Origin of the sequence: Hydrogenophaga sp. OTU3427, assembly GCF_038440225.1 — a bacterium.
Lineage (GTDB): Bacteria > Pseudomonadota > Gammaproteobacteria > Burkholderiales > Burkholderiaceae_C > Hydrogenophaga.
In genome coordinates this window covers 1-25,839 of sequence record NZ_JASATI010000059.1, presented here as the reverse complement: position 1 = coordinate 25,839, position 25,839 = coordinate 1, and the positions used below count along the sequence as shown (strand labels likewise).

General features: G+C 66.0%; 25 protein-coding genes, 1 tRNA gene and 2 pseudogenes. 11 read left to right on the top strand and 17 right to left on the bottom strand.

The window, feature by feature from the left end:
* Positions 1–619: 619 nt before the first annotated feature.
* Positions 620–695 (bottom strand) — tRNA-Arg (locus tag AAHB17_RS22230).
* Between the two features lie 23 nt (positions 696–718).
* Positions 719–1,648, bottom strand: coding sequence for a LysR family transcriptional regulator (locus tag AAHB17_RS22225; RefSeq protein WP_342133195.1), 930 nt, complete (start codon positions 1,646–1,648; stop codon positions 719–721).
* A gap of 109 nt (positions 1,649–1,757) precedes the next feature.
* On the opposite strand from AAHB17_RS22225, the gene AAHB17_RS22220 reads away from it, so the two are divergent.
* From AAHB17_RS22220 to AAHB17_RS22210, 3 genes are all read left to right on the top strand, one after another.
* Entirely contained in the window at positions 1,758–2,792 is a 1,035-nt protein-coding gene (locus AAHB17_RS22220) for an amidohydrolase family protein (protein WP_342133194.1), read from the top strand.
* Positions 2,793–2,829: 37 nt separating this feature from the next.
* Entirely contained in the window at positions 2,830–3,807 is a 978-nt protein-coding gene (locus AAHB17_RS22215; RefSeq protein WP_342133192.1) for a Bug family tripartite tricarboxylate transporter substrate binding protein, read from the top strand.
* Between the two features lie 167 nt (positions 3,808–3,974).
* On the top strand, positions 3,975–4,808 hold the full coding sequence (locus tag AAHB17_RS22210) for a c-type cytochrome (RefSeq protein ID WP_342133191.1): 834 nt from the start codon (positions 3,975–3,977) through the stop codon (positions 4,806–4,808).
* Positions 4,809–4,882: 74 nt separating this feature from the next.
* On the opposite strand, the gene AAHB17_RS22205 is transcribed toward AAHB17_RS22210, so the two are convergent.
* The 3 genes from AAHB17_RS22205 to AAHB17_RS22195 all read right to left on the bottom strand — a co-directional run bounded on the left by AAHB17_RS22205 (position 4,883) and on the right by AAHB17_RS22195 (position 6,999).
* A complete protein-coding gene (locus AAHB17_RS22205) occupies positions 4,883–5,449 on the bottom strand; it encodes a DUF2946 family protein (protein ID WP_342133189.1) in 567 nt (188 codons plus the stop codon).
* Complete coding sequence (locus AAHB17_RS22200) at positions 5,442–6,488, bottom strand: YheT family hydrolase (RefSeq protein WP_342133196.1); 1,047 nt, start codon at positions 6,486–6,488, stop codon at positions 5,442–5,444. Before AAHB17_RS22200 ends, AAHB17_RS22205 begins: the two co-directional genes overlap by 8 nt.
* Positions 6,489–6,561: 73 nt before the next feature.
* The gene (locus AAHB17_RS22195) at positions 6,562–6,999 is read right to left on the bottom strand and encodes a YybH family protein (protein WP_342133188.1); all 438 of its coding nucleotides are present in this window, start codon (positions 6,997–6,999) and stop codon (positions 6,562–6,564) included.
* Positions 7,000–7,114: 115 nt separating this feature from the next.
* Between AAHB17_RS22195 and AAHB17_RS22190 the strand changes: the two genes are divergently transcribed.
* The 3 genes from AAHB17_RS22190 to AAHB17_RS22180 are packed head-to-tail and all read left to right on the top strand — an operon-like array spanning position 7,115 to position 9,191.
* Entirely contained in the window at positions 7,115–7,723 is a 609-nt protein-coding gene (locus tag AAHB17_RS22190) for a LemA family protein (protein WP_342133186.1), read from the top strand.
* Positions 7,720–8,658: a TPM domain-containing protein gene (locus tag AAHB17_RS22185; RefSeq protein ID WP_342133184.1), complete on the top strand. Its 939-nt coding sequence runs from the start codon at positions 7,720–7,722 to the stop codon at positions 8,656–8,658. Before AAHB17_RS22190 ends, AAHB17_RS22185 begins: the two co-directional genes overlap by 4 nt.
* A 5-nt stretch (positions 8,659–8,663) precedes the next feature.
* Positions 8,664–9,191, top strand: coding sequence for a TPM domain-containing protein (locus AAHB17_RS22180; RefSeq protein WP_342133182.1), 528 nt, complete (start codon positions 8,664–8,666; stop codon positions 9,189–9,191).
* Between the two features lie 56 nt (positions 9,192–9,247).
* On the opposite strand, the gene AAHB17_RS22175 is transcribed toward AAHB17_RS22180, so the two are convergent.
* The 9 genes from AAHB17_RS22175 to AAHB17_RS22135 all read right to left on the bottom strand — a co-directional run bounded on the left by AAHB17_RS22175 (position 9,248) and on the right by AAHB17_RS22135 (position 16,693).
* The gene (locus AAHB17_RS22175) at positions 9,248–9,664 is read right to left on the bottom strand and encodes a F0F1 ATP synthase subunit epsilon (RefSeq protein WP_342133180.1); all 417 of its coding nucleotides are present in this window, start codon (positions 9,662–9,664) and stop codon (positions 9,248–9,250) included.
* Between the two features lie 122 nt (positions 9,665–9,786).
* Positions 9,787–11,193, bottom strand: coding sequence for a F0F1 ATP synthase subunit beta (atpD, locus tag AAHB17_RS22170; protein ID WP_342133178.1), 1,407 nt, complete (start codon positions 11,191–11,193; stop codon positions 9,787–9,789).
* 18 nt (positions 11,194–11,211) lie between these two features.
* A complete protein-coding gene (gene atpG, locus AAHB17_RS22165; RefSeq protein ID WP_342133177.1) occupies positions 11,212–12,081 on the bottom strand; it encodes a F0F1 ATP synthase subunit gamma in 870 nt (289 codons plus the stop codon).
* A gap of 30 nt (positions 12,082–12,111) precedes the next feature.
* Positions 12,112–13,674, bottom strand: coding sequence for a F0F1 ATP synthase subunit alpha (gene atpA / locus AAHB17_RS22160; protein ID WP_342133176.1), 1,563 nt, complete (start codon positions 13,672–13,674; stop codon positions 12,112–12,114).
* A gap of 65 nt (positions 13,675–13,739) precedes the next feature.
* Positions 13,740–14,270 (bottom strand): F0F1 ATP synthase subunit delta, encoded by a 531-nt coding sequence (locus tag AAHB17_RS22155; protein WP_342133175.1) that lies wholly within the window; start codon positions 14,268–14,270, stop codon positions 13,740–13,742.
* Positions 14,271–14,296: 26 nt separating this feature from the next.
* On the bottom strand, positions 14,297–14,767 hold the full coding sequence (locus AAHB17_RS22150; RefSeq protein WP_342133173.1) for a F0F1 ATP synthase subunit B: 471 nt from the start codon (positions 14,765–14,767) through the stop codon (positions 14,297–14,299).
* Positions 14,768–14,900: 133 nt separating this feature from the next.
* Entirely contained in the window at positions 14,901–15,149 is a 249-nt protein-coding gene (gene atpE, locus AAHB17_RS22145) for a F0F1 ATP synthase subunit C (RefSeq protein ID WP_066261906.1), read from the bottom strand.
* Positions 15,150–15,230: 81 nt separating this feature from the next.
* Positions 15,231–16,109 (bottom strand): F0F1 ATP synthase subunit A, encoded by an 879-nt coding sequence (gene atpB, locus AAHB17_RS22140; protein WP_342133169.1) that lies wholly within the window; start codon positions 16,107–16,109, stop codon positions 15,231–15,233.
* Between the two features lie 5 nt (positions 16,110–16,114).
* Positions 16,115–16,693 carry an ATP synthase subunit I gene (locus AAHB17_RS22135; protein WP_342133167.1) on the bottom strand — a complete coding sequence of 193 codons (579 nt, stop codon included), beginning with the start codon at positions 16,691–16,693 and terminating at the stop codon, positions 16,115–16,117.
* Between the two features lie 184 nt (positions 16,694–16,877).
* On the opposite strand from AAHB17_RS22135, the gene AAHB17_RS22130 reads away from it, so the two are divergent.
* The 3 genes from AAHB17_RS22130 to lipA all read left to right on the top strand — a co-directional run bounded on the left by AAHB17_RS22130 (position 16,878) and on the right by lipA (position 18,912).
* Positions 16,878–17,150, top strand: coding sequence for an HP0495 family protein (locus AAHB17_RS22130; RefSeq protein WP_342133165.1), 273 nt, complete (start codon positions 16,878–16,880; stop codon positions 17,148–17,150).
* 90 nt (positions 17,151–17,240) lie between these two features.
* Positions 17,241–17,909 (top strand): lipoyl(octanoyl) transferase LipB, encoded by a 669-nt coding sequence (lipB, locus tag AAHB17_RS22125; RefSeq protein ID WP_342133164.1) that lies wholly within the window; start codon positions 17,241–17,243, stop codon positions 17,907–17,909.
* Between the two features lie 10 nt (positions 17,910–17,919).
* The gene (gene lipA / locus AAHB17_RS22120) at positions 17,920–18,912 is read left to right on the top strand and encodes a lipoyl synthase (protein WP_342133163.1); all 993 of its coding nucleotides are present in this window, start codon (positions 17,920–17,922) and stop codon (positions 18,910–18,912) included.
* Between the two features lie 85 nt (positions 18,913–18,997).
* Here lipA and AAHB17_RS22115 read toward each other — a convergent pair.
* Both AAHB17_RS22115 and AAHB17_RS22110 read right to left on the bottom strand, forming a co-directional pair.
* Positions 18,998–19,465: pseudogene (locus AAHB17_RS22115) on the bottom strand (OmpA family protein); the annotation flags it as partial.
* A gap of 96 nt (positions 19,466–19,561) precedes the next feature.
* Positions 19,562–20,839: pseudogene (locus AAHB17_RS22110) on the bottom strand (TolC family outer membrane protein); the annotation flags it as partial.
* A gap of 214 nt (positions 20,840–21,053) precedes the next feature.
* Between AAHB17_RS22110 and AAHB17_RS22105 the strand changes: the two are divergent.
* Both AAHB17_RS22105 and AAHB17_RS22100 read left to right on the top strand, forming a co-directional pair.
* Entirely contained in the window at positions 21,054–21,758 is a 705-nt protein-coding gene (locus AAHB17_RS22105) for a transglutaminase-like cysteine peptidase (RefSeq protein WP_342133161.1), read from the top strand.
* A gap of 55 nt (positions 21,759–21,813) precedes the next feature.
* Positions 21,814–23,727 (top strand): bifunctional diguanylate cyclase/phosphodiesterase, encoded by a 1,914-nt coding sequence (locus tag AAHB17_RS22100; RefSeq protein WP_342133159.1) that lies wholly within the window; start codon positions 21,814–21,816, stop codon positions 23,725–23,727.
* A 78-nt stretch (positions 23,728–23,805) separates the two neighbouring features.
* Here the strand turns inward: AAHB17_RS22100 and AAHB17_RS22095 are convergent.
* A partial coding sequence (locus AAHB17_RS22095) for a hypothetical protein (protein WP_342133156.1) occupies positions 23,806–25,839 on the bottom strand: 2,034 nt, incomplete at its 5' end.

Below are 25,839 nucleotides of genomic sequence, written 5' to 3'. Positions count from 1 at the left end.
CCTTGAATCGATCATCGCCCAAGGGCGCCTGCCGGTTGGCAGAAGGCGCGGGTTGCTTGACCCACGGCCGTGGGCGGTCAGGCCTCATTGAATTGCGCATCGCTGAAGTAACGTTAAACAACACGCCTGCAGTTCCGCAGGTAGGACTTGATCGTGTTCACCGATCGCTGCATCGCGCTTCGACGGGTCAATGGGTTATCCCCCATTGCTTGGCACAAGGCTGTGGATATCTCTCATGCACTCCAGCCAAACCCGCACAATGCTTAGGGTTCAGCCCGATCGCTCAATTATTGAGCAGTCAGATCGGGCTGTCGAAACCAAGCCGCTTCGACGTCTCTGATGGACAAAACCACGTCGGTCGTCGTGCCCCACTCAGTTGAAGATTTGCGCCATCTCGGCTGTGGGCCATAGGCCAATGGTCGATTCTGCGTGTCTTTTCCGCGTCCATCAGATTGCGTGGGCCACACGTGGGCCATGGATGGGCCATGGCTTGAACGTGATTTGTGGAATGACGACAGGCTTGATTGACGCTGTGGCCCAAATGAACGTCTTGAACGACGTCTGGTCACCTTTGCGTTTTGGCCCAATATGGGTGAGAAATTCAGCTGTCTACAAGCAGTGGTGCGGCTGGCGGGGATCGAACCCACGACCCTCGGCTTCGGAGGCCGATACTCTATCCACTGAGCTACAGCCGCACACTTTCAACTGGAAGCAACGCTTATTGTCTCACAGCCCCCGAGGGCAACCCGGCGGGCAGGCCTTGGGCCAGGCTTTGCTTGAGCCACTGGAGCAGCGCCTGCACCCGTGGCAGAGGCAGGCGCGACTCGGGCACCAGGGCCTTGAGCCAGACATCGGGCACACCGTGGCCGGGCAGCAAGGGGACCAGGCGGCCGTCGTCGAGAGCGGGCTGGGCGACGTAGCGCGCGATCACCGCCACACCGTTGCCGGCACAGGTGGCGGCGAGCAGGGCCTGACCTTCGTTGGTGGTCAGGCGCGGGCGCACCTGCACGTTGATGCGTCCGCCCTTGGGGCTGTCGAAGGCCCATTGCGCACCCGAGGTGACGTAGACCAGCGCGTCGTGTTCGACCAGTTCGCGCGGGTGGCTGGGCACACCACGCCGGGCCAGGTAGGCTGGCGCGGCGCACAACACCCGGGGCAGGCGGCACAGCGGTTCGTCGGCCACGCGGCCATAGGTTTCCGGCGTTGCGCCGATGGCGATATCCAGACCTTCTTCCATGGGGTTGACCGAGCGGTCGGCAAACACCAGGTCGAGGCTGAGCCGCGGGTGCTGCACGAGGTAGTCGGACAGCAGCGGGGTGAGGTGCAGGGTGCCCAGGGTGGTGGGCAGCTTGATGCGCAGGTGGCCTTCGAGCTCGGTGCTGGGCGCTTCGTTGCGGGCCATGCCGGCCAGGGTGGCGTCCAGCTCATGCACCAGGCGCTGCAGGTCGGCGTGGTAGCGCTCGCCCAGATCGGTCAGGCTGAGCTTGCGGGTGCTGCGCTGGAACAGCCGGCCCTTGATCGACCACTCCAGCTGATCGATGCGTTTGGTGATCACCGAAGGCGCGACGCCGGCCTGGCGGGCGGCCTCCGAAAAGCTGCCGGTGCGGGCGGTGGCCAGAAAGGCCTTGATGTTGTGCAGGGTGTCCATTGATTTTTCTCGAAACGAGAAAAGTGAGATCACGAATGGACGTATTGTTGATCGAACACCGCGAAATTACCATGCGGCTTCCGTGACCCACCGAACGAAAGAGACCCGCATGACCCGCGACTACCTGCGCATCGCCACCGAGGAAGCCTTCGCCCCGAAGGAGCTGTTCGACATGTACCGCAAGGTGCTGCAGGGGCCGGACCCGGACCCGGGTTTCGTGAGCCTGTTCGGCTTCTACATGAACAGCCCGAGCGAGCGCGCCCAGCACATCATGAACTGCCTGTCGGACCTGGGGCCGCAGCGCCTGCAGCACATGGACGACTGCGGCATCGACCGCCAGATCATGGCGCTGACCTCGCCCGGCGTGCAGATCTTCGATGCGGACACCGCTGTCGCCTTCGCGCGGGTGGCCAACGACGAACTGGCAGAAGCGGTGCGCCGGCACCCGACGCGCTACTCCGGGATGATCGCGGTGGCACCGCAGCGCCCGGCCGAGGCGGCCAAGGAAATCGAGCGCGGCCTGCAAATGGGGCTGACCGGTGTGATCATCAATTCGCACACCCAGGGTGAGTACCTGTCGGACCCGAAGTTCTGGGACATCTTCGCCGCCGCCGAGGCCGCCAACACCCCCATCTACCTGCACCCCAACACGGCGCCGCGCAACATGATCCAGCCCTTCCTGGAGTGTGGGCTGGACGGCGCCATCTACGGCTTCGGTGTCGAGACCGGCCTGCACGCGCTGCGCATCATCACCGCCGGCGTGTTCGACCGCTTCCCCAAGCTGCAGATGATCATCGGCCACATGGGCGAGGCCCTGCCTTTCTGGGCCTACCGGCTGGACTACATGCACGAGGCCACGGTGCGCTCCAACCGCTACCTGACGGTGAAGGCGCTGAAGAAAAAACCCAGCGACTACCTGCGCGAGAACTTCTACATCACCAACAGCGGCGTGGCCTGGGAGCCGGCGATCAAGTTCAGCCAACAGGTGCTGGGCGCCGACCGGGTGATGTACGCCATGGATTACCCCTACCAACACGTGAAGGCGGAAGTGGATACGCTGGACGCCATGGCCATGGACGCGGCGGACAAGAAGCGCTTCTTCCAGACCAACGCGGAGAACGCGTTCCACCTGCCCAAGGCCTGAAGCGGGCGGCCCCGACCACACAGACGGAGACAACACCATGCGAGCTTTTCTTCAACGCTTGAGCGGCGCCATGCTGAGCGCGGCAGCCTTCGCGGCCCCGCTCGGCGCCAGTGCCCAGGCCTACCCCAGCCAGACGGTGCGCATCGTCGTGCCCTTCACCGCCGGCACCGGCATGGACACCATCGCCCGCGCGGTCGCGCCGCGCCTGTCCGAACGCATCGGCCAGCCGGTGGTGGTGCAGAACGTGCCCGGCGCCAGCGGCAACATCGGCGCCGACCAGGTGGCCAAGGCCGGTGCCGATGGCCACACCCTGCTGATGGGCGCCAACACCATGCTGATGGCCTCGCAGCTCTACCCCAACGTGCCCTTCGATCCGCAGAAGGACTTCGCGCCCATCTCCATGGCCGCCTACGGCACGCTGATGCTGGTGAGCAACCCCAAGACCGGCTTCAAGACCCTGGGCGATCTGGTGAAGTTCGTGAAGGCCAGGCCCGGCGCGCTGACCTATGGCTCGCCCGGCATCGGGACGCCGCACCACATGGCCATGGAGCTGTTCAAGGCGCAGTCTGGCGCGTTCATGCTGCACGTGCCCTACCGCGGCACCGCCGGCTACACCCAGGACCTGCTGGGAGGCGAGGTGTCGGTGGGCTTCCTGCCCATCCACGTGGCCCAGGGTTTCGTCAACTCGGGTCGGCTGACGGCGCTGGCCGTGGGCAGCGCCAAGCGCCACCCGGTGGCGCCCAACGTGCCCACCTTCGAGGAGCTTGGCCAGAAGGGCGTGGAAGTCGACATGTGGTACGCCTTCTTCGCGCCCGCCAAAACCCCCGCGCCGGTGTTGAACAAGCTCAACAGCGAGATCGCCGCCATCCTCAAGCTGCCCGAGGTGGGCGAGTTGTTTGGCAAGGGCGGGCTGGTGGCCGCGTCCAGCAGCGGCGACGAGCTGGCCGGCATCGTCAAGACCGACTACCCACGCTGGGGCCAGGTCATCCGGCGCAACGGCATCAAGCCGGAGTGAGCGCCGCAGGGCCGTCCGCGCAGGCGTGCCGGGGTGGACGGGCCGCCACAGAGGGCTTGGCTATAATCGCGGGCTGGCCCCGAACCGCCCTTTTCGCCCGTCGAGAAGCCGGCTGAAGCCACCGGCCACGCGGCCACCACACCCCATTGAGCCCCATCGAGGACGCCATGAGCGACAACGCGCACGATTCCCACACCGGTCCCATCAAGACGCCGAAGCAGCTGCTTTGGACCTCGTTCTTCGCCTTTGTGCTGCCGGTGTTCATCATCATCGGCCTGGTGTACTACGTCACCTCGGGCAACAAGCCGGCCGCCGGCGCGGTCGACCAGGAGCTGGCCACCGCCCAGCGCATCCAGCCCATCGGCAAGGTGGAATTGCGCGACGCCAACCGCGCCCTCAAGGGCGGTGACGCCGTGTACGCCGCCCAGTGCGCCGCCTGTCACGCCGCTGGCCTGGCCGGCGCGCCCAAGTTCGGCGATGCCGGCGCCTGGGGTGCCCGCATCAAGAACGGCTATGAAGCCCTGCTGACCTCGGCCCTCAAGGGCAAGGGCGCCATGGGCGCACAAGGCGGTGGCGATTTCGACGATGTGGAAATCGGCCGTGCCGTGGTGCACATGGCCAACGCCGGTGGCGCCAAGTTCGCCGTGCCGCAACCCGCGGCCGCGCCTGCCGCCGCCGCTGCCGCCCCTGAAGCCGCCGCCGCACCGGTGGTGGCCGCCGCACCCGCCGCTGCCGCACCCGCCGCCGCCACGCCGGTGGCCGCCGCCGGTGGCGAAGCGCTCTACAAGCAAGCCTGCTCCGTCTGCCACGCGGCCGGTGTGGCTGGTGCGCCCAAGTTCGGCGACAAGGCCGCCTGGGCGCCCCGCATCGGCGCGGGCGTGGCCGGCCTGACCGCCAGCGTGGTCAAGGGCAAGAACGCCATGCCGCCGCGTGGTGGCTCCACCGCCTCGGACGCCGACATCAAGGCCGCTGTCGAGTACATGCTGGCCGCCGCCAAGTAAGGCGCGCGTGCCCAACAATAAACCGGCCTCGGCCGGTTTTTTTGTGCCCGATCGATCCTGGGCGAGACGGCAAATCAGGGCCGCGCCGGCTGCGACAGGGCCGGGCTGGGCGTGTAGCCAAAACGGTCCGGCAGGCTGGCCGCATGCACCGCCTCGGGTTCGGGCCAGCGACCGCTGTCGATCAGCTCGGCCGCCTGCCACACATCCAGCGTGTGCACCAGGCCCACACCACGCTCGGCCAGGGCGTAGACGTGGCCCTGCTCGTCGGTGAAGCAGGCCTGCAGCGACGCAGGCACCCCGGTGTGGGAGACCAGGCCCCCATCGGCCGACACGCGCCACACCCAGGGTGTCTGCTCCAGCTCGACGTACACCCGCTGCGGGCCGTTCTGGAAGAACCAGCGGCCTTGCCCGTCGGCTTCGTAGTTGCGGCCGATGAAGTCGATCAGCTTGTCGTGGCGCAGCAGCGAGCCCTTGCTCATGGGACTGGCGGCGACGCCGTCACGCACCCCCACAAACGGCCCGGCGGCCTGTATGTGGTCGTCGCGCAGGTACCACTGGCCCCGGGCATCGAGCCCGAGCCAGCCGTAGCAATCGGGCACGTTGGGCCATTTGGCCAGCGCGGCTTTCACCATGTCATCCATGATCGGCCTCCTGCGAGGGCACCGGCACAGCGGCGGCGCGCAAGCGGTGGTGCTCGGGCACCTGGGCCAGCAGCCACTGACCGACCGCCTCGGGCATGGCGCGCACGTGGCCGGGCAGGCCCCAAGGCCGCAGCGGCACGGGGAAGCCCACGTGCCCACCTTGCGGCGGCTGCCACAGGGTCACACACGGCCCGACTTCGGTCGGCGTCGGCAGGGACGCAGCGGGAACGAAGGGGTCGTTGCGGGCGTTGAGCACCAGGGCTGGCACCCGCACCAGCGGCAGCAGCGGCTTGGCCGACGCCCGCGCCCAGTAGTCCTCGGTGTCGCGGAAGCCGTGCAGTGGCGCGGTGAACACGTTGTCGAAGGCGTAGAGGTCGCGCGCGGCCAGCAGGGCATCGCGGTCGAACAGGCCTGGGTGCTGGGCGAGCTTGGCCAGCGCCTTGGGCACCAGGGTGCGCATGAACATGCGGTTGTAGACCTGGCGGTTGAAGCCGCGCCCAATGGCATGGCCACCGGCCGCCAGGTCAATGGGTGAACACACGGCGGCCACGGCTGTGGCCGCGTGGCCGGCTTCGTGGCCCGCTTCCGCCGCCCAGCGCAGCAGCGCGTTGCCGCCCAGCGACACGCCCACGGCCAGCAGCTCGCGCCCTGGGTGCTGGGCGCGCAGGCGCCGCAGCACCCAGTCGATCTCGTGGTGATCGCCCGAGTGGTAGGCGCGGGGCGCGCGGTTGATCTCGCCCGAGCAGCCCCGGAAGTGGGGCACCACGTAGGGCAGGTGGTGGGCACGTGCGAAGTCGGCGAAGGCCTCGGCGTAGTGGCTGCGCGAAGACCCCTCCAGGCCATGGAACAGCACCAGCAAGGGCACGCCGGCGTGTGCCGGGTGCTGGGCATGGTCGAGGTCGATGAAGTCGCCGTCGGGCGTTTCCCAGCGCTCGCGCCGGTATTGGGGCGGTGGTCCCCAGCAGCGGCGCGCGCCGACAGCCGCCCAGATGGTCTGGCTGTGTCCACCGGGCAGCCACCAGGGCGCGGGGCCGGGCAGACGGGTGTCGGCGCCAGGGGGTGCCGCACGCAGGGTGGGCAGGGTGGAGGTGTTCACGGTGATCAATCCAGCTTCAGTGCAGCACCGGCAGGCCGCCACCCACGTCCTGCGGCTCAGCCTGGCGGCCGGGACTGGCGTGGTGGGTGGCCAGGCGCCAGCCCTGGGCGGTCTTGACATACACGTTGGTGGCCAGCACAAAGGCCCGGGCCGGGCCGTCGTCGCCGAGCAGCTCGATGCGCTCGATCACTTGGTGCACGCTGCAGCCGTGGGCGGTGAGGCGCAGCACCTTCTCCGGGTGGGCCTGTATGGCACCGGCCGAGAACATGGCCTCGAAGGCCGCCCGTATCGCGGTGGCGCCCACCAGGCGCGGCCCGCCGGGGTGCACGCAGACGATCTCCTCCTCGTCGGCCCAGCACGCCATCAGGCGTTCGATGTCACCGTGCTGCAGCGCTTCGTAGAAGGACGCCTCGACGTCGTCGGGTGTGCCAGGCGGAAGTTTGGGTTTGCGCATGGGCCTATTTTGCCGGTTGTGGTCTCATCGCGAGGGGGTATAGTGATTGCGCCCCGGTGCAGGCATGGGCTTGGGCGGCGAACGGATTCAACGGAACGGCACAGCGGAGGTTTTCATGTTCAACGGTTTTGTCGGTTTTCTCAAACGCGCCTGGGTCGTGGTGCTGGTGTGTGGCCTGGTCGGCTGCGGCTACAACGACTTCCAGCGCCTGGACGAGCAAAGCAAGTCGGCGTGGTCGGAGGTGCTCAACCAATACCAGCGGCGGGCCGACCTGATCCCCAACATCGTGGCCACGGTCAAGGGCGAGGCCAGCTTCGAGCAAGACACGCTGACCAAGGTGATCGAGGCCCGCGCCAAGGCGACGTCCATCCAGATGACGCCCGAGATGCTGAACAACCCGGAGGCGATGCAGAAGTTCCAGGCCGCGCAGGGCGCGCTGGGCAGCTCGCTGAGCCGCCTGATGGTGGTGGCCGAGCAGTACCCCAACCTCAAGGCCAACGCCGCCTTCGCCGACCTTCGGGTGCAGCTCGAAGGCACCGAGAACCGCATCACCGTGGCGCGCAACCGCTACATCGCGGCGATCCAGGAATACAACGTGCTGGCGCGCAGCTTCCCGACCAACCTGACCGCCAAGGTCTTTGGCTACGACACCAAGGCGGGCTTCACGGTGGCCAACGAAGCCGCCATCTCGACCCCGCCCACGGTGGACTTCAAGAAGCCATGAGGGCCCGTTTGGGCTGGCTGGCGCGCGCCGGTTGGCCGCTGTGGCTGCTGGCGCTGCTGCTGACTGGCCTGTGGCCCTGGGCCGCGCGGGCCCAGGCGGTGCTGCCACTGCCCGTTCTGAGCGCGCGGGTGATGGACCAGACCGGCACCCTGGACGCCGCCACCCTGACGGCGCTGGAAGACAAGCTGCGGTCCTTTGAGCAGGACCGCGGCACCCAGGTGGTGGTGCTCATGGTGCCGACCACCGCGCCGGAAGACATCACGGACTACACCCAGCGCCTGGGCGATGCCTGGAAGATCGGCCGGCCAGGCGTGGGCGACGGCGTGTTGTTTGTCATCGCCAAGAACGACCGCCGCCTGCGCATCGCCACCGCCAAAAGCCTGGAGGGCGCCATCCCCGACCTGCTGGCCAAACGCATCATCGATGAAGCCGTGACACCGGCTTTTCGCCAAGGCAACTTCGCCGGGGGCATACAGGGCGGTGTCGACCAGATCCTGGCCCGGGTCTCGGGCGAGAACCTGCCCCTGCCCGGGGACTCGCGTCCGCCCGCGGCCGGCATCGACCTGGACTGGGGCGAACTGCTGGTGTTTGTGCTGTTCGCCGGTCCCATGGCGGCCGCCATGCTGCGGCAGGTGTTTGGCAACAAGCTGGGCGCCCTGCTGGCCGGCGCCGGCGTGGGCGCGCTGGCCTGGTGGCTGACCACCTTGTGGTGGCTGGCGGTGGCGGCCGGGCTGCTGGGGATGTTGGCCAGCCTGTTCCTGAGCCTCATGCCATCGCTGCCGGTATCCGGTCGTGGTGGCCGTGGCGGGCGCGGCGGCTGGGGGCCGCCAGGCGGTGGTTTCGGTGGCGGCATGGGCAGCGGCGGGGGTGGTGGCGGCTTCAGCTCGGGTGGGGGTGGTGATTTTGGGGGCGGCGGCGCCTCCGGGAACTGGTGACGCCGATGAACCGTTTTGCCCTCATCCTCAAACACCGCTGGCGCGACCTGTCGGACACCCGCGCGGCCCTTTCAGACGCCGCCGCCGAACGCCTGGGCGCCCGCATCGCAGCGAGCGAAGCGCGGCACACCGGCGAGGTGCGCATCGTGGTGGAAGGCGGCTTGCCGTTGAGCTACCTGTGGCGGCTGGGGCCCGGGCTGAGCGTGCCGGGCGCGGTGCGACAGCGTGCCTTGTCGTGGTTTGGGCGCCTGCGCATCTGGGACACCGAACACAACAACGGTGTGTTGATCTACCTGATGCTGGCCGAACGTCGCGTGGAGGTGCTGGCGGACCGTGGGTTGACCCGGCACGTCGGGGCAAGCGACTGGCACGCCATGGTGGAACGGCTGGGCCAACGCTTGCGGGCGCAGGCCTTCGAGGACGGCCTGACCGAGGCGCTCGAAGAAGTTTCGGCCTTGCTGGTCCAGCACTTCCCTGCCAGCACCAATCAGGCAAGGCCCAACCAGCTCAGCAACAGTGTCGTGCGCTGCTGAGCAGTAGGCACAAAAAAACCGGCACGCGGCCGGTTTTTTTGTGGTGCCGAAGCGGCTTATTTCTTCTGGCGGTACTTGCGCAGCGCAGCGATCTGGGCCGCCATGACGGCGAGTTCGGACTGTGCCTTGGCCAGGTCGATATCGCTCTTGGCGTTCTTCAGCGCTTCCTCGGCCGACTTGCGGGCCTCGGTGGCCTTGGCTTCGTCGAGGTCGTGGCCGCGGATGGCCGTGTCGCTCAGCACCGTGATGTGGTGCGGCTGCACTTCCAGGATGCCACCGGCGACGAACACGAACTCTTCATCGCCATCGGCCTTCTCGATGCGCACGGCACCGGGCTTGATGCGCGTGATCAGCGGCACGTGGCCGGGCAGGATGCCCAGCTCGCCCGCTTCACCGGGCAGGGCCACGAACTTGGCCTGGCCGCTGAAGATCGAGGCTTCGGCGCTCACCACATCGACTTGGATGGTGCTCATAGTTACTCCAGTTTAAAAGGTGAGTGGAAAGCAAGCAGCGAGATGACTGGCTAGGCGCCGCGCGCAGCCGTACTGAGGTACGGCGAGCACGGCAACAACGCCAGACGCCCCGTGGCGCCGCTTTACGCCACCTTTTTGGCCTTTTCGAAGGCTTCGTCGATGGTCCCGACCATGTAGAAGGCCTGCTCGGGCAGGTGATCGCACTCACCGGCGGTGATCATCTTGAAACCACGGATGGTTTCCGACAGCGGCACGTACTTGCCGGGCGAGCCGGTGAACACTTCAGCGACGTGGAAAGGCTGCGACAGGAAACGCTGGATCTTGCGGGCACGGGCCACGGCCAGCTTGTCCTCGGGCGCCAGTTCGTCCATGCCCAGAATGGCGATGATGTCGCGCAGTTCCTTGTAGCGCTGCAGCGTGCCTTGCACGGCGCGGGCGGTTTCGTAGTGCTCCTGGCCGACCACCAGCGGGTCCAGCTGGCGGCTGGTGGAGTCCAGCGGGTCCACGGCGGGGTAGATGCCCAGCGAAGCGATGTCACGCGACAGCACCACGGTGGAATCCAGGTGGGCGAAGGTGGTGGCAGGCGACGGGTCGGTCAAGTCATCGGCAGGCACGTACACGGCCTGGATGGAGGTGATCGAGCCGACCTTGGTGGAGGTGATGCGCTCTTGCAGGCGACCCATTTCCTCGGCCAGCGTCGGCTGGTAACCCACGGCGGAAGGCATGCGGCCCAGCAGGGCGGACACTTCGGTACCGGCCAGGGTGTAGCGGTAGATGTTGTCCACGAAGAACAGCACGTCCTTGCCTTCGTCACGGAAGGACTCGGCAATGGTCAGACCGGTCAGGGCCACGCGCAGACGGTTGCCCGGCGGCTCGTTCATCTGGCCGTAGACCATGGCCACTTTGGACTCGCTCAGGTTCTCCAGGTTCACCACGCCGGAGTCGGCCATCTCGTGGTAAAAGTCGTTGCCCTCGCGGGTACGCTCGCCCACACCAGCGAACACCGACAGACCGCTGTGGGCCTTGGCGATGTTGTTGATGAGTTCCATCATGTTCACGGTCTTGCCCACACCGGCACCACCGAACAGACCCACCTTGCCGCCCTTGGCGAAGGGGCAGACCAGATCGATCACCTTGATGCCGGTTTCCAGCAGTTCCTGCGAAGGCGACAGCTCGTCATAAGCGGGGGCCTTGCGGTGGATGGGGGCGGTCAGGGTCTGGTCGACCGGGCCACGCTCGTCGATGGGCGCGCCCAGCACGTCCATGATGCGGCCCAGGGTCGCCTTGCCCACGGGCACGGTGATGTTGGCGTGGGTGTTGGTCACCAGCATGCCGCGGCGCAGGCCGTCGGACGAGCCCAGCGCAATGGTGCGCACCACGCCATCGCCCAACTGCTGCTGGACTTCCAGCGTCAGCGAGGAACCTTCCATCTTCAGCGCGTCGTACACGCGAGGCATCTGGTCACGCGGGAACTCGACGTCCACCACGGCACCGATACACTGAACAATCTTGCCTTGTGCTTGAGCCATTTTTTGCTCCAATAAATATTAAACCGCCGCGGCCCCGGCCACGATCTCCGAAAGTTCTTTCGTGATCGCCGCCTGACGCGTTTTGTTGTAGACCAGCTTGAGTTCGCTGATGACGCTGCCTGCGTTGTCGGTGGCGGCCTTCATGGCCACCATGCGTGCCGACTGCTCGGACGCCATGTTCTCGGCGACGGCCTGGTAGACCTGGGCCTCGATGTAGCGCAACAGCAACTCATCGATCACCGCGGGGGCGTCGGGTTCGTAGATGTAGTCCCAGTCGTGACCCTTGCTGCTGTTGTCCTGGAGGCTCTGTGCGCTCAGGGGCAGCAACTGCTCGATCACCGACTCCTGCTTCATCGTGTTGATGAACTTGGTGTAGCACACGTGGACCGCGTTGATGCGGCCTTCGGTGTAGGCGTCCAAGAGCACCTTGACGGGGCCGATCAGCTTGTCCAGATGCGGCGTGTCACCCAGGCCCGTGACGTGCGACACCACCTTGGCGCCGACGCGGTTCATGAAACCCAGGCCCTTGTTGCCGATGGCCACGACCTCAGCGCCCTGGCCCTGCGACTGCAGGTCCTTGAGCTGGCCCGTGACGGCACGCAGGATGTTGGTGTTCAAGCCACCACACAGGCCCTTGTCCGTGGTCACCACGATGTAGCCGACCGTCTTGGCGTCGTTCTTCACCATGAAGGGGTGCACGTACTCCGGGTTCGCGCGGCTGAGGTTGCCGGCGATCTGGCGCACTTTTTCGGCGTAAGGCCGGGCCGCACGCATGCGGTCCTGCGCCTTGCGCATCTTGGACGCGGCCACCATTTCCATGGCCTTGGTGATCTTCTTGGTGTTTTCCACCGATTTGATCTTGCCGCGTATTTCCTTGCCTGCTGCCATTGCTGCTCCTTAAAGGGTCAATGGGCCGGTTCAGTACGTGCCGGTTTTCTTGAAGTCGGCGATGGCGGCGGCCAGTTGGGCTTCGGCTTCCTTGTCCTTGTCCAGCGCCTTGCCAGCTTCCATCTTCTGCAACAGCGCGGCGTGCTTGTCCTTCAGGAAAGCGTGCAGGCCGGCTTCGAAAGGCAGCACCTTCTTGACGTCGATGTCGTCCAGGTAGCCCTTGTTCACGGCAAACAGGGTGGCGGCCATCAGCGGAATGGGCAGCGGGCTGTACTGGGCCTGCTTGAGCAGTTCGGTCACGCGGGCGCCGCGGTCGAGCTGCTTGCGGGTGGCTTCGTCCAGATCGGAGGCGAACTGCGCGAAGGCGGCCAGTTCACGGTACTGCGCCAGGTCGGTACGGATGCCGCCGGACTGCTTCTTGATCAGGTCGGTCTGGGCTGCACCACCGACGCGCGACACCGAGATACCGGCGTTGATGGCGGGGCGGATGCCGGCGTTGAACAGGCTGGTTTCCAGGAAGATCTGGCCGTCGGTGATGGAGATCACGTTGGTCGGGACGAAGGCGGACACGTCGCCGGCTTGCGTTTCAATGATGGGCAGTGCGGTCAGCGAACCGGTCTTGCCCTTGATTTCACCCTTGGTGAAGGCTTCGACGTAGTCGGCGTTGACGCGAGCGGCACGCTCCAGCAGGCGGCTGTGCAGGTAGAACACGTCGCCGGGGTAGGCTTCGCGGCCTGGCGGACGGCGCAGCAGCAGCGAAACCTGGCGGTAGGCCACGGCCTGCTTGGACAGGTCGTCGTACACGATCAGGGCGTCTTGACCGCGGTCGCGGAAGTACTCGCCCATGGTGCAGCCGGAGTAGGCCGACAGGTACTGCATGGCAGCGGATTCAGACGCAGAAGCGGCCACGACGATGGTGTATTCCATCGCGCCGGCTTGCTCCAGGGCACGCACCACGTTCTTGATCGACGAGGCCTTCTGGCCGATCGCGACGTAAACGCAGGTCATGTTCTGACCCTTCTGATTGATGATGGCGTCGATGGCCACGGCGGTCTTGCCGGTCTGGCGGTCGCCAATGATCAGTTCGCGCTGGCCACGGCCCACGGGCACCATGGAGTCGATCGACTTCAGGCCGGTCTGCACCGGCTGGTCCACCGATTTGCGGGCGATCACGCCCGGGGCGACCTTTTCGATCACATCGGTCAGCTTGGCGTTGACCGGGCCCTTGCCGTCGATGGGCTGGCCCAGGGCGTTCACCACGCGGCCAACCAGCTCGGGGCCGACCGGCACTTCCAGAATGCGGCCCGTGCACTTGACGGTGTCGCCTTCGGAGATGTGCTCGTACTCGCCCAGAATCACGGCGCCGACGGAGTCGCGCTCAAGGTTCAGCGCCAGGCCGAAGGAAGGCACGCCGTCCTTGTTGGCCGGGAATTCAAGCATCTCGCCCTGCATCACGTCCGACAGGCCGTGCACGCGCACGATGCCGTCGGTCACGGACACCACGGTGCCCTGGTTGCGCACGTCGCTCGCGGCGCCCAGGCCTTCGATGCGCGACTTGATCAGTTCAGAAATTTCAGCTGGATTGAGTTGCATGGCTCTTTCCTTCTTTCGTAAGGGTTGTGATGCTCAGGCGCGACGCTTCGCGGCGGGAGCCGACATCAGGCCGACAAGGCCACTTTCATTTGTTCCAGACGGGCTTTGACCGAGGTGTCCAGCACCTCGTCGCCCACCACCACGCGAATGCCGCCGATCAGTTCGGGCTGCAGTTGCACGCTCAGGTTGAGCGGGCGGGCAAAGCGCTTTTCCAGCACCTTGGCCAGGTCGGCCAGGGCCGCGCCATCGATCTCGAAGGCGCTGTAGACCACCGCATCGGCGGTGCCGGCCTGCGCGTTCTTGAGAACGTGGAACTGGCTGGCGATTTCCGGCAGGACGGCAACGCGGCCGTTGTCGATGACGGTCTGCAGGAAGTTGCGCGCCATGTCGGGCATGGCCTGCTTGGCCACACCGAGGAACAGCTCCTGCACCTGGCTGGCCGACACCTTGGGGCTGTCGGCAAACTGGCGCAACTGTTCGTTCGATGCGATGGCGGCGAGCTCGTCGAGCCAGCCGGCAGCGGCAGCGGTGTCTGCCTTGGCGGCCTGGAAGAGCGCTTCGGCGTAGGGGCGTGCGATGGTGGCGAGTTCGGCCATGGTCGTTGTTTCCTGGCGTTGCGCGATCAGAGCTCGGTCTTCAGGCGGTTCAGCAACTCGGCATGGACGCCGGCGTTGACTTCGCGCTTGAGGATCTGCTCAGCACCCTTGACGGCCAGACCGGCCACTTCTTCGCGCAGCGCTTCACGCGCCTTGACGACTTGCTGTTCGGCTTCCTGGCGGGCGGCGGCCATGATCTTGGCGGCCTCTTCGGTGGCTCGTGCCTTGGCTTCTTCGATGACGGCCTGGGCACGGCGCTCGGCATCGGCCAGACGGGTGGCGGATTCGTTGCGCGACTTGCTCAACTCTTCTTCCACACGCTTGTTGGCCACGGCCAGTTCGGACTTGGCCTTCTCGGAAGCGGCCAGGCCTTCGGAAATCTTCTGCGCGCGTTCGTCCAGCGCCTTGGCGATGGGAGGCCACACGAACTTCATCGTGAACCACACCAGGATCGCAAAAACGATGGCTTGCGCAAACAGGGTTGCATTGATATTCATCGCAACGCCTTTCTGTCGATGGACAAGAGTGTTGACGCACTTGCCGCGGCGCGGCGCCGTTGGGTCTCAGAGCCAGGCGAGCGATCGCCCGGCTTGCGGAGAGAACGGTTTGCCGCGCGACGCAGCAAACCCATTAAGCCAGCTGGAACGGGTTGGCGAAGGCGAACAACAGGGCGATGGCCACACCGATCAGGAAGGCGGCGTCGATCAGACCGGCCAGAATGAACATCTTGGTTTGCAGGTCGTTCATCAGCTCAGGCTGACGTGCCGACGACTCGAGGAACTTGCCGCCCATCAGTGCAATACCGATGGAAGCGCCGATGGCGCCCAGACCAACAATCAGACCGCAAGCCAGAGCGACGAGACCCAGAACGTTTTCCATGATGACTCCTTAGATGGATAAAAGTGAAGAAAAAAGAACAAGAACGAAACGAAACACAGTACGCGGGTTTAACGCGCGTTTTCAGTGCGCATCATGTGCTTGGCCCAGATAGATCAGGGCCAGCATCATGAAAATGAACGCCTGCAAGGTGATGACCAGAATGTGGAACAGGGTCCACACCGTGCCTGCGATCACGTGTCCGACGAAGAAAAGCCCACCCGACAGCGAGAGCGTGGCGTAGCCACCCAGCAGCGCGATCAGCATGAACACCAGTTCACCCGCGAACATGTTGCCAAACAACCGCATGCCGTGGGACACCGTCTTGGCCACGAACTCGATCATTTGCATGAGGAAGTTGGTCACACCCAGCAGCAGCGCCCAGATGGGGTTCTTGCTGGTACCAAAGGGAGCCGTCACCAGCTCGTGCGTCCAACCACCAAGACCCTTGATCTTGATGTTGTAGAAGAAACACATCAGCAGCACCGACACCGACAGACCCAGGGTGGTCGACAGGTCGGCGGTGGGCACGACGCGCAGATAGGCGTGGTGCGGATCGTGGCCGGTGGCGGCGTAATACATCTCCCACAGCTTGGGCAGCAGGTCCACCGGCAGCATGTCCATGAAGTTCATCATGAAGATCCAGCAGAAGACGGTGAGCGCCAGCGGGGCGACCAGCTTGCGGCTCTTGGCGTTGTGGATCACGCCCTTGGCCTGGCTGTCGACCATCTCGACCAGCATCTCGACCGCGGCCTGGAAACGGCCCGGCACACCAGCGGAGGACTTGCGGGCAGCCAGCCACAGGATGAAGCAGACCAACGCACCCAGCACCGAGCTGAACACCACGGAGTCAATGTTCACCACCGAGAAGTCGACGATGAAACCCTGCTTGTGGTTGGTCAAGTGGGTCAAATGGTGGCGGATGTATTCGCCGGGGGTGGGACCTACGCCTTCAGCAGCCATGTCAGTTACACCAATTCACTGTTTCGTTTGAGGCGCCTTGCCCGGAACCAGAGCTCCAGCCAATACGCCTTGAGAACCACCACAAGACCCGCCACCAGGGCGAGCCAGCTCAAGTTGGGAACCAGCCGCGGCGCCAGCGCCAGCAAGGCGATGGCGAGCAGGATCTTGGCTCCCTCCCACACAAAAAAACCGGCCAGCGAGGCCTGCGCCCCTCCGGCTGCGCGCCGTGACAGCGCACCTTTGGTCAAACCCCAGGCCATCAGACCCGTGGGCAGGACCACGGCACCAGCGCCGTACAACAACGACACCACCACCGGCTGACTGCGGGTCAGCGCCGCCGCGACACACGCCGCCAGCACCGCCAACACCAGCTGCCACCCCAGCACCGACCACACCGAAGCGTGCGGCTGGGAAGCCCGCCACAACAACGCCTGTTCGCGCGTCAGCGGCTTGAATTCATCTGGCTCGACCCCATCTTCACCATCGAAGCGCTGAACATGCAACGCTTGACCATCGCGGGATGCCACGCCAGCTTCTGTGCCGGCTTTCGTCGCGCCCGGTGCTGAATCTTCGATTGTTGCCATCTTGAATTACAGCGAGGTTACGGAGGCGCTCAAACGCCCAGCGGAGCCAGCAAAGCCGCCCATTATACGTAGAAACCCCATGGGGTCGTCAAGCCATTTGCCCAACGACCGACGGCGCCAGACCCGCGCGGGATAATCGAGCCCATGCGCTTTGCCACCATGGCGGCCACAGGACACCCACCACATGGACATCCCCAAAGACCAGTCGCTGATCGAGTACCCCTGCGATTTCCCCATCAAGGTGATGGGCGCGCACGTGGAAGGCTTTGCACAAGCGATCACCAGCGTGGCCCGGCAGTTCGACCCCGGTTTTGATCCGGCCCGCATGGAGCAGCGCCCCAGCAAGGGCGGCAACTACCTGGGCCTGACCATCACCGTGCATGTGACCAGCCGCGACCAGCTCGACGAGCTGTACCGCACGCTGTCCACCCACCCGATGGTCAAGGTGGTCCTGTAAGGTGAAGCCCCCACGCGCCACCGCTGCGCGGGTCGCTGCCCTTCAAGGGGGCGAGCCCCGCCTTCGGACGGCCCGACGACGGGGCCACCGATGTTGATACGCCAGCTCGGTCGGGTGGACTACCTGCCCACCTACGAGGCCATGCAGGCCTTCACTGCGGGGCGCGACCCGGCCACGCCCGACGAGCTGTGGCTGTGCGAGCACCCGCCCGTCTTCACCCAGGGGCTGGCCGGCAAGGCCGACCACGTGCTGCACCCGGGCGATATCCCGGTGGTGGCCACCAACCGCGGTGGCCAGGTCACGCACCACGGCCCCGGGCAGGTGATGGCCTACCCGCTGATCGATCTGCAGCGTGCCGGCTACTTCGTCAAGGAATACGTCTACCGGCTGGAGGAAGCGGTGATCCGCACGCTGGCGCATTTCGGCGTCACCGGGCACCGCGTGGCCGGCGCGCCGGGCATCTACGTGCGCCTGGCCAACCCCTTTGACCATTCGGCGCTGCGCGACCCGCAGCCCGCACACGACCCGTTCCGTGGCCTGGGCAAGATCAGCGCCCTGGGCATCAAGGTCAGCCGGCACAAGACCTACCACGGCCTGGCGCTCAACGTGGCCATGGACCTCGAACCCTTTGCCCGCATCAACCCCTGCGGCTACGCGGGCCTGCAAACGGTGGACCTTTCTACAATCGGGGTCTCGACCGACTGGCAGACCGCCGCCGGCGTGCTGGGCGAGCATCTCGACCGATTGCTCTCTCCTTAGGCGACTTCACATGACCACACCTTCCGACACCAGCGTCACCGTGCGCAACGCCGCCGACCCGGCCACCTACGACGCCACCGCCAAGCAGAAGTCGGCGGCCAAGGTCTCGCGCATCCCCATCAAGGTGGAGCGCGCCGAGGTGCTGAAGAAGCCCGAATGGATACGCGTCAAGGCGGGTTCGCCGACCACGCGCTTCTATGAAATCAAGGACATCCTGCGCGCCAACAAGCTGGTGACGGTGTGCGAGGAAGCCAGCTGCCCCAACATCGGCGAGTGCTTCGGCAAGGGCACGGCCACCTTCATGATCATGGGCGACAAGTGCACCCGGCGCTGCCCTTTCTGCGACGTGGGCCATGGCCGCCCGGACCCGCTGGACGTGAACGAACCGGACAACCTGGCCAAGACGATCGCTGCCCTCAAGCTCAAGTACGTGGTGATCACCAGCGTGGACCGTGACGACCTGCGCGATGGTGGCGCCGGTCACTTCGTGGCCTGCATCGAGAAGACGCGCGCGCTGTCGCCCACCACCCAGATCGAGGTGCTGGTGCCCGACTTCCGCGGCCGCGATGACCGCGCGCTGGAGATCCTCAAGGCCGCGCCGCCCGATGTGATGAACCACAACCTGGAAACGGTGCCGCGCCTGTACAAGGAAGCCCGCCCCGGCTCCGACTACCAGTTCAGCCTGAACCTGCTGAAGAAGTTCAAGGCCCTGTTCCCGCACGTGCCGACCAAGAGTGGCCTGATGGTGGGCCTGGGCGAGACCGACGCCGAAATCCTCGAGGTCATGCGCGACATGCGTGCCCACAACATCGAGATGCTGACCATTGGGCAGTACCTCGCCCCCAGCGGCCACCACCTGCCGGTGCGCCGTTACGTGCATCCGGACACTTTCAAGATGTTCGAGGCCAAGGCCTACGAAATGGGTTTCTCGCACGCCGCCGTGGGTGCCATGGTGCGCAGTTCGTACCACGCCGACCAACAGGCCCACGCCGCCGGGGTCTGATGGCTCTCAGGCCCCTGGCACACAGGGGCTTGGGGCCCAAAAAAAACCGCGCCTCGGCGCGGTTTTTTTCATGGCGAGGCGGGCCTCACTTCTTGGCGGGGCCGGCCACCACGTCAATCTCGACACGGCGGTTCTTGGCACGGCCCTCGGCGGTGGCGTTGTCCGCCACCGGCTGGCTTTCGCCCTTGCCTTCGGTGCGGATGCGGGCGGCGTCGATGCCCTGGTTGACCAGGTAGGCCTTCACCGACTCGGCACGGGCCAGCGACAGGCGCTGGTTGAACTCGTTGGAGCCCACCGAGTCGGTGTGGCCGACCGCGATCGCCACATCCAGGTTGATGCCCTTGATGCGGGTGACCAATGCGTCCAGGCTGCTCTTGCCTTCGGGCTTGAGCACCGACTTGCCGAAGTCAAACAGCGTGTCGGCCGAGAAGGTGACCTTGGAGGCCGGCGCGGGCGCGGGCGCAGGCGCCACCGGTGCGGCGGCCGCTGGGCGCGGGCGCGGCGGTGCATCGGCCACGGCCTTGGACTTGTCGATCATCAGCAGCGCGGGGGTCTCGAACGGGCACAGCTCGGCGGGGTCCATGCCTTCGCGGTCCTGCCCGGCGTCCTTGGCCGAGGGCACATCGGCCCGCGCGACATTGAGTGCCGTCACCAGCTTGCCCATGGTGGCCAGGGTGCGCGCCTGGGCGATGAACTCGTTGTAGTAGGCGTTGGTGTAGGCCCGGCCGGCTTCGAAGTACTCGTTCTGCGTGTCCAGCAAGTCCAGCAGGGTGCGCTGGCCGATGTCGAACTGCTGGCGATAGGCTTCGCGCGCCTTCTCGGTGGACAGGCGGTGCTGGTCCAGGTAGCCCAGTTGCTCGGTCAGGCGGGCCACGTCGTTGTAGGCGATGGCCAGGGTCTGGCGGGCGTCGCGGCAAGCCTTTTCCTGCAGGTTGCGGGCTTCGTTGTGGTACTCGGCCGCCTGGGTTTCGCGGGCCTTGTCGGCGCCGCCACGGTACAGGTTGTAGTTCAGCAGCAGCTCGACCGCGGCGTCACGCGAGCGGCCCTGCACGCCGTCGAGGTTGCGGTCCCAGGACTGGCGCACACGGAAGTCGACGCGCGGCATGTAGGCGGCCTTGCGGGTTTCGATGCCCAGCACGGCGGCGCGCACGTTTTCGTACGCCGCGTTCAAGGCCGGGTTGTTGCCTAGGCCGTTCTTCATGGCGTCGGCGGCGCTGGTGGGCAGGCCGGTGAGCCTGGCGCTGGTGGGCAGCGGCGGCAGCGTGGCCGCGGGCTTCTCGCCGACGATGCGCAGGTAGCGGGCGCTGACGTCGTGCAGGTTGGAAATTTCGGTCAGCAGGTTGGACTCGGCCAGGGCCAGGCGGCCGTTGGCCTGCTCCAGGTCGACGCGGCGCGTGACACCGGCGTCGGTGCGCTCGGTCAGCTGCTGGGCGGTCAGCTTGTGCTCGACGTAGTTCTGCTTGGCCTGCTCGACCAGCTCGCTGTAGCGGGCCACGTCGGCATAGGCGCGCACGGCCTCCAGCGCAGCGGTCTCGGAGGCATCGGCCAGTTCGTAGTAGCGCACGAGCTTGGCCTTGTCCAGGCGGGCCACTTCGTTGCGGGCAAAGAAGCCGTCGAACAGGATCTGGTTGAGCTGGATGCCGGCCTGGGTGTGGGTGTAGTCGATCTGCGGGGTGGTCGGGCGCTTCTGCCACTCGCGGCCCACGCTGGCGTTGAGGTCGATCTGGGGCAGGTAGGCCGACTTGGCCACATCACGCTCGGCGTCCGATCCCTTGAACGCATGCCAGCGGGCTTGCACCTCGGGGTTGCTCACGACCGCCTTGCGCGCCGCTTCGACCAGCGGGGCCGGCAGGGTCTGCGCCTGGGCCAGGGCGCCACTGAGTGCCACAACCGCCGCTCCCACGGCAGTCAAAGTTGTTCTTTTCATCGGAAACCTCCTAGGTTGTTGTACACGCCAACGTGCGTTGAATCACAGAACAGGGAAAAACGTTATAAATGATTTCTCTCAAGATGTAAAAAAATTTTACACAGAGTTTGCAATTCCAACTGTAACCGCATGTGTCGGGTTGTGGGTCCTTTTTGCTTCGCATAAAGTCAGGGCCGTTCACAGTTGAACACCCCCGCCTACCCGCCCTGCCTCGATGCCCCCCCACCTGCGCCGCTTCATCGCCGGCAGCCTGCCGCGACCACCCCAATGGGTGCTGGCGGCGCTGTGCGTGGCCGCGGTGCTGTTTGTGGGCTGGACCCAGGCACAAACCAACCTGGACCGCACCCAGGCCCTGGCGCTGGAGCGTTATGGCCAGCGTGCCGCCGACGTGGTGGCGGCTTGGCGCAAGATGATGGACGACACGCGCAGCCTGGGCGACCAGGAGAAGCTCGCCGCGGTCAACACCTTCTTCAACCGGCGCGTGTTGTTCGAAAGCGACATCGTGATCTGGAAGCAGAACGACTACTGGGCCACGCCGCTGGAGTTCATGGGCAAGGGCGCGGGCGATTGCGAGGATTTTTCCATCGCCAAGTACATGACGCTGCAGATGCTGGGCGTGCCGGCCGAAAAGCTGCGCATGATTTACGTGCGCGCGCGTTTTGGCGGCCCCAACAGCAACAACAGCGAAGCGCACATGGTGCTGGGCTACTTCGAGGAGCCGACGGGCGAGCCCGTGATTCTGGACAACCTGATCGGCAGCATCCGCCCGGCCTCGTCGCGCACGGACCTGTCGCCGGTCTTCAGTTTCAACGGTCAGGGCCTCTGGGTCGCTGGCCAGGCCGCCTCGTCGGGCGACCCCACGGCCCGCCTGTCGCGCTGGCGCGACGTGCTGGACCGCATGAAACAGGAGGGCCTGTGAGTACACCTGCCACGGCCCGTGCGCCCCACCCCATTTCCTTTGCCGAGAGCACACCATGTCACTGATCAAACAACTCTGGATTGCGATTGCGCTGGTGATGACCATCGCCTTCGGTGGAAGCCTGGTGGTCAGCGTGCTGTCGGCGCGCCACTACCTGGAGCAGCAGTTGCAGGTGAAGAACATCGACAACGCCACCGCCCTCGCCTTGTCGCTGACGCAGATGGACAAGGACCCGGTGACGGTGGAGTTGCAGCTCGCCGCGCAGTTTGACGCTGGCCACTACCGCTTCATCCGGCTGACCGCCCCCAACGGCCAGACCATGGTGGAGAAGGTCTACGAAGGCAAGCTCGAGGGCGCGCCCGCCTGGTTCGCCCGGCTCATCCCCATCCACGCGGAGCCGGGACAGGCCATGATCCAGGACGGCTGGAAGCAGTTCGCCACCGTCACGCTGGCCAGCCACGACCAGTACGTCTACAAAAGCCTGTGGGAAGGCACGCTGGAGCTGCTGGCCTGGTTCGTCTTCGGCAGCGCGGTCACCGGCCTGCTGGGCACCCTGGGCATCCGCTACATCACCCGGCCGCTGAACGACGTGGTGGGCCAGGCACAGGCCATCGCCGAACGCCGCTTCCTCACGGTGAGCGAGCCGCGCACGCCCGAATTGCGCGCCGTGACCCGCGCCATGAACGGCATGGTGGACCGGCTCAAGGCGATGTTTGCCGAGGAAGCCGCGCGCCTGGACACCCTGCGCAAGAAGGTCAACCGCGATGCCGTGACCGGCCTGTCCAGCCGCGAATATTTCCTGTCGCACCTGCGCGAGATCGTCAGCGGCGAGCAGTTCGGCTCGGTGGGCAGCCTGGTGATGGTGCGCCTGGTCTACCTCAACGAGCTCAACGCCAAGCTGGGCCACCGCCGCGCCGACGAGTTGCTCAAGGACCTGGGGCAGGTGCTCTACAACAGCGGCAACGACCGACCGGGCCAGCGCGCAGGCCGCCTCAAGGGTGGCGAATTCGCGGTGGTCTGCCCGACCTTCGAGTCGCCCACCGAAGCCGCCAAGGACATCCATGCGCGCCTGATGAAGGAGTGGCTGCCGCGCTGGCAGGGCGAGTTCGCCGATCTCTTCCACCTGGCCGCCGTGCGCTACCACCGCGACCAGAGCCTGGGCGACTTGCTCACCCGGGCCGACGAAGCGCTGGCGCAAGCGCAGGCCAAGGGATCGAACAGCATGTTCGTGGTGGAGGACGGCAAGTCGCGCCTGTCGGTGCCCGCCGAACAGTGGCGCACCCTGCTGACCGAGGCCGTGCGCGGTGGCCAGCTCAGCCTGGCCTTCTACCCGGTGGTGCGCGGCAGCGAGGGGGTCGCCCTGCACCAGGAAAGCGTGATCCGCCTGCAGACCGACGCCTCGGGTACCTTGCTGTCGGCGGGCGACTTCATGCCCATGGCGGCCAACCTCAACCTCACCGCGCCCATCGACCTCAACGTGGTCAAGCTCGCCATCGAGCACCTGCGCACCCGCAGCGGCGACATCGCGGTCAACCTCTCGGCCGAAACCATCGCCGACTTTCAGTTCCGCAACCAGCTCACGGTGCTGCTGCAGGGTTACCCTGACATTTGCAAGCGCCTGCTGTTCGAGGTGCCCGAGTACGGGGTGTTCCGCCAGTTCGATGCCTTCAAGGAACTGGCACGCACCCTCAAGGACCTGGGCTGCCGCGTTGGCATCGAGTACTTTGGCCAGCGTTTTGCCGAAAGCGACAAACTCTCCACGCTGGGCCTGGACTACATCAAGGTGCACCCCAGCTACGTGCGTGGTGTCTCGGAAAACGCCGGCAACCAGGAATTCCTGCAAGGCCTGTGCAACATGGCGCACGCACTGGGCATCGTGGTCATTGCGCTGGGTGTGGAAAGCCGCGACGACCTGCCGCTGCTGGCCAAGCTGGGCTTTGACGGCGCCACCGGACCGGGCGTGCAGTAAGCCCTCTCGACATCCAGAAAAAAGGGTGGGCCGCCCATGCGCCCACCCTTTTTCATCGGCCCGCGGAAGTGACCGGCATCAATCCGGCTTGTGCGCGTGGGCCTCGATCAGGCGCGCGCCCACGCTGTCGGCACCGGGCACCTCGAATGGCAGATGGTCCAACCCAGGTGTCGCCTGCTGGTCCGCGCTCCCGCCCTGCGGCGCGTGCCCGTGCGCATCGCCCGGGCTGACCTCCTGCGCCGGGACGGGCAGTGACACTTCAAAGGCCGGATCGTCCAACAGGTCGGCAGGGTTCAACGCCTCCGCCGTCACCGACACGCTCGACAAGGGTTCGGTGGCCAACTGGCCGTCAACGGCTGGCTGCACCACCTGCAGCGCATCGCCGTCGACCACGGACAACAGCGACACGGTGGCCGACGCGGTGCTTGCAGCCTCGCTGTCGTCGGCGCCGCTGGCGGCCATCCGCCCGCCGGGGTCACCTCCCCCACCACCACTGCTTCCGCCGCCACCGCCGCTTCCACCACCGATGGACAACGGTTCCAGTTGGATGCCGATCTCGCCTGTGGCCGTGTCACCGTCGCCATCCTCGATGACAACAGGCAAGCCCAGATCCACCGGCTCACCCGGGGTGATCGCGGTGGTGCCGAAATCACCGATTTGGAAATTGCTGCCACTGGTGTAGGCGTATTCGAGCGAGTTGTAGCCATCGGCGGTGTACACGCCCAGCGCCGTGCCGTTGCTCATGCCGGAGACCGTCACTGAACCCGACGCATCGAAGCTCGTGGTGTAGGAGGTGCCGCCGACCACCACGGTCTGGCTGGTGCCGTCCGCGGCCAGCACCAGCAGTTGGCTGCCGCCCTGGGTGATGCTGACCGCGACGATATCGTCCTGCGCGCCATCACCCACGTTCTTGATGGCACCGGTATCGGCGTCGTCGTAGGCCTTGACGGTGACGCTGGTGGTGTTGCTGGCACTGCCGCCGACGCCAAACACCGCGGTGGCGCCGTTGACGGTGTAGTGCCCGTCAAAATTCTGGGTCTGATTGGCGGCGCTGGCGAAGCTGCCCCCGCTGACCGGGGCGCCCGTCAGGTCGACCACGAAGTCCACCCGCATGGCCTCGCCCGCTCCCACGGAGGCGCCACCGCTGATGCCACCGGCGTTGGCGTTGGTGTTCACCGTCCCGCCGCTCACGCCCCCCACCAAGGGTGTCAACAGAATGTCGTGGCTGTTGTCGTCGGCAACCGTGTTGAAACCCGCCCACGACACGTTGCCGCCCTGGAAGTTGTAGCCACCGCCATTGAAGTCGATCACCGGCGCGCCACCGTCGACCGTGCCCACCATTTGCACCACGTAGGTGCTGGCCGCCGCGTCGATGGTGACGGTGAACACCGTTCCCAAGGCGGTGCTGGCGGTCAGCACACTGCCATCGACCGACAGGCTGTAGGTGATGGGCAGGCCACTGGAGGTCAGCGGGCTGCCGGTCACGCGGTCCTCGGCCGAGGCACCGTCCAGGCTGGGGGCGAAATACACCGTGCCGGCACCATCGGCACCGTAGTTGTCGGTCACCAAGCCATCCAGGTCCAACGCCACGGGACCGCTGGTCGCGCCGGCTGCGTTGTCCACCACCGTGGCATCTGGCGTCACGTCCACCGGCCCGTCGTCGTTGATCTGGATTTGCAGATTGACCGGCGGGGCCACATCGCCGTCGTCGTCCTTCACCACCACCGCGAAGTTCTCTTCCGGGAACTGGTCGGCACTGCCAACGGCGGTCGGGTCGGTGTGCGGTGCGTTGTCGTTGAGGGTGTAGGTCCAGCTGTAGACCCCGCCACTGACGGTCACCACCAGATCGCCATAAGTGCCGGGCACCGTGCCACCGGCCGTGACGTCCACGCCATTGATGTCCACGCCGCCCACGGCGTTCAGCGTGTCCCCCCCGGTGGCGATGTCCAGCGTGCCGCTGGTGCTCGTGGTTCCACCCAGGTTGCCATCGGGCAGCGCGCCTTCGTCGACCACCGCCGGTCCACCATTGGCAAGCACCCAGTCGACCGTGGGGGTGGAGTCCGGTGCCACCGTGATCACCAGCTGCGCGGTGGCGGTGTCGCCCTCGCCGTC

Bases quoted from the DNA above. Each gene is read 5' to 3' on its own strand.
- AAHB17_RS22150 (WP_342133173.1), bottom strand. From the start codon at position 14,767: ATGAATATCAATGCAACCCTGTTTGCGCAAGCCATCGTTTTTGCGATC.
- AAHB17_RS22225 (WP_342133195.1), bottom strand. From the start codon at position 1,648: ATGGACACCCTGCACAACATCAAGGCCTTTCTGGCCACCGCCCGCACC.
- AAHB17_RS22175 (WP_342133180.1), bottom strand. From the start codon at position 9,664: ATGAGCACCATCCAAGTCGATGTGGTGAGCGCCGAAGCCTCGATCTTC.
- AAHB17_RS22205 (WP_342133189.1), bottom strand. From the start codon at position 5,449: ATGGATGACATGGTGAAAGCCGCGCTGGCCAAATGGCCCAACGTGCCC.
- atpG (WP_342133177.1), bottom strand. From the start codon at position 12,081: ATGGCAGCAGGCAAGGAAATACGCGGCAAGATCAAATCGGTGGAAAAC.
- atpA (WP_342133176.1), bottom strand. From the start codon at position 13,674: ATGCAACTCAATCCAGCTGAAATTTCTGAACTGATCAAGTCGCGCATC.
- AAHB17_RS22210 (WP_342133191.1), top strand. From the start codon at position 3,975: ATGAGCGACAACGCGCACGATTCCCACACCGGTCCCATCAAGACGCCG.
- atpE (WP_066261906.1), bottom strand. From the start codon at position 15,149: ATGGAAAACGTTCTGGGTCTCGTCGCTCTGGCTTGCGGTCTGATTGTT.
- atpD (WP_342133178.1), bottom strand. From the start codon at position 11,193: ATGGCTCAAGCACAAGGCAAGATTGTTCAGTGTATCGGTGCCGTGGTG.
- atpB (WP_342133169.1), bottom strand. From the start codon at position 16,109: ATGGCTGCTGAAGGCGTAGGTCCCACCCCCGGCGAATACATCCGCCAC.
- AAHB17_RS22155 (WP_342133175.1), bottom strand. From the start codon at position 14,270: ATGGCCGAACTCGCCACCATCGCACGCCCCTACGCCGAAGCGCTCTTC.
- AAHB17_RS22195 (WP_342133188.1), bottom strand. From the start codon at position 6,999: ATGCGCAAACCCAAACTTCCGCCTGGCACACCCGACGACGTCGAGGCG.
- AAHB17_RS22190 (WP_342133186.1), top strand. From the start codon at position 7,115: ATGTTCAACGGTTTTGTCGGTTTTCTCAAACGCGCCTGGGTCGTGGTG.
- AAHB17_RS22105 (WP_342133161.1), top strand. From the start codon at position 21,054: ATGCCCCCCCACCTGCGCCGCTTCATCGCCGGCAGCCTGCCGCGACCA.
- AAHB17_RS22130 (WP_342133165.1), top strand. From the start codon at position 16,878: ATGGACATCCCCAAAGACCAGTCGCTGATCGAGTACCCCTGCGATTTC.
- lipA (WP_342133163.1), top strand. From the start codon at position 17,920: ATGACCACACCTTCCGACACCAGCGTCACCGTGCGCAACGCCGCCGAC.
- AAHB17_RS22215 (WP_342133192.1), top strand. From the start codon at position 2,830: ATGCGAGCTTTTCTTCAACGCTTGAGCGGCGCCATGCTGAGCGCGGCA.
- AAHB17_RS22185 (WP_342133184.1), top strand. From the start codon at position 7,720: ATGAGGGCCCGTTTGGGCTGGCTGGCGCGCGCCGGTTGGCCGCTGTGG.
- AAHB17_RS22100 (WP_342133159.1), top strand. From the start codon at position 21,814: ATGTCACTGATCAAACAACTCTGGATTGCGATTGCGCTGGTGATGACC.
- AAHB17_RS22135 (WP_342133167.1), bottom strand. From the start codon at position 16,693: ATGGCAACAATCGAAGATTCAGCACCGGGCGCGACGAAAGCCGGCACA.
- AAHB17_RS22180 (WP_342133182.1), top strand. From the start codon at position 8,664: ATGAACCGTTTTGCCCTCATCCTCAAACACCGCTGGCGCGACCTGTCG.
- lipB (WP_342133164.1), top strand. From the start codon at position 17,241: ATGTTGATACGCCAGCTCGGTCGGGTGGACTACCTGCCCACCTACGAG.
- AAHB17_RS22220 (WP_342133194.1), top strand. From the start codon at position 1,758: ATGACCCGCGACTACCTGCGCATCGCCACCGAGGAAGCCTTCGCCCCG.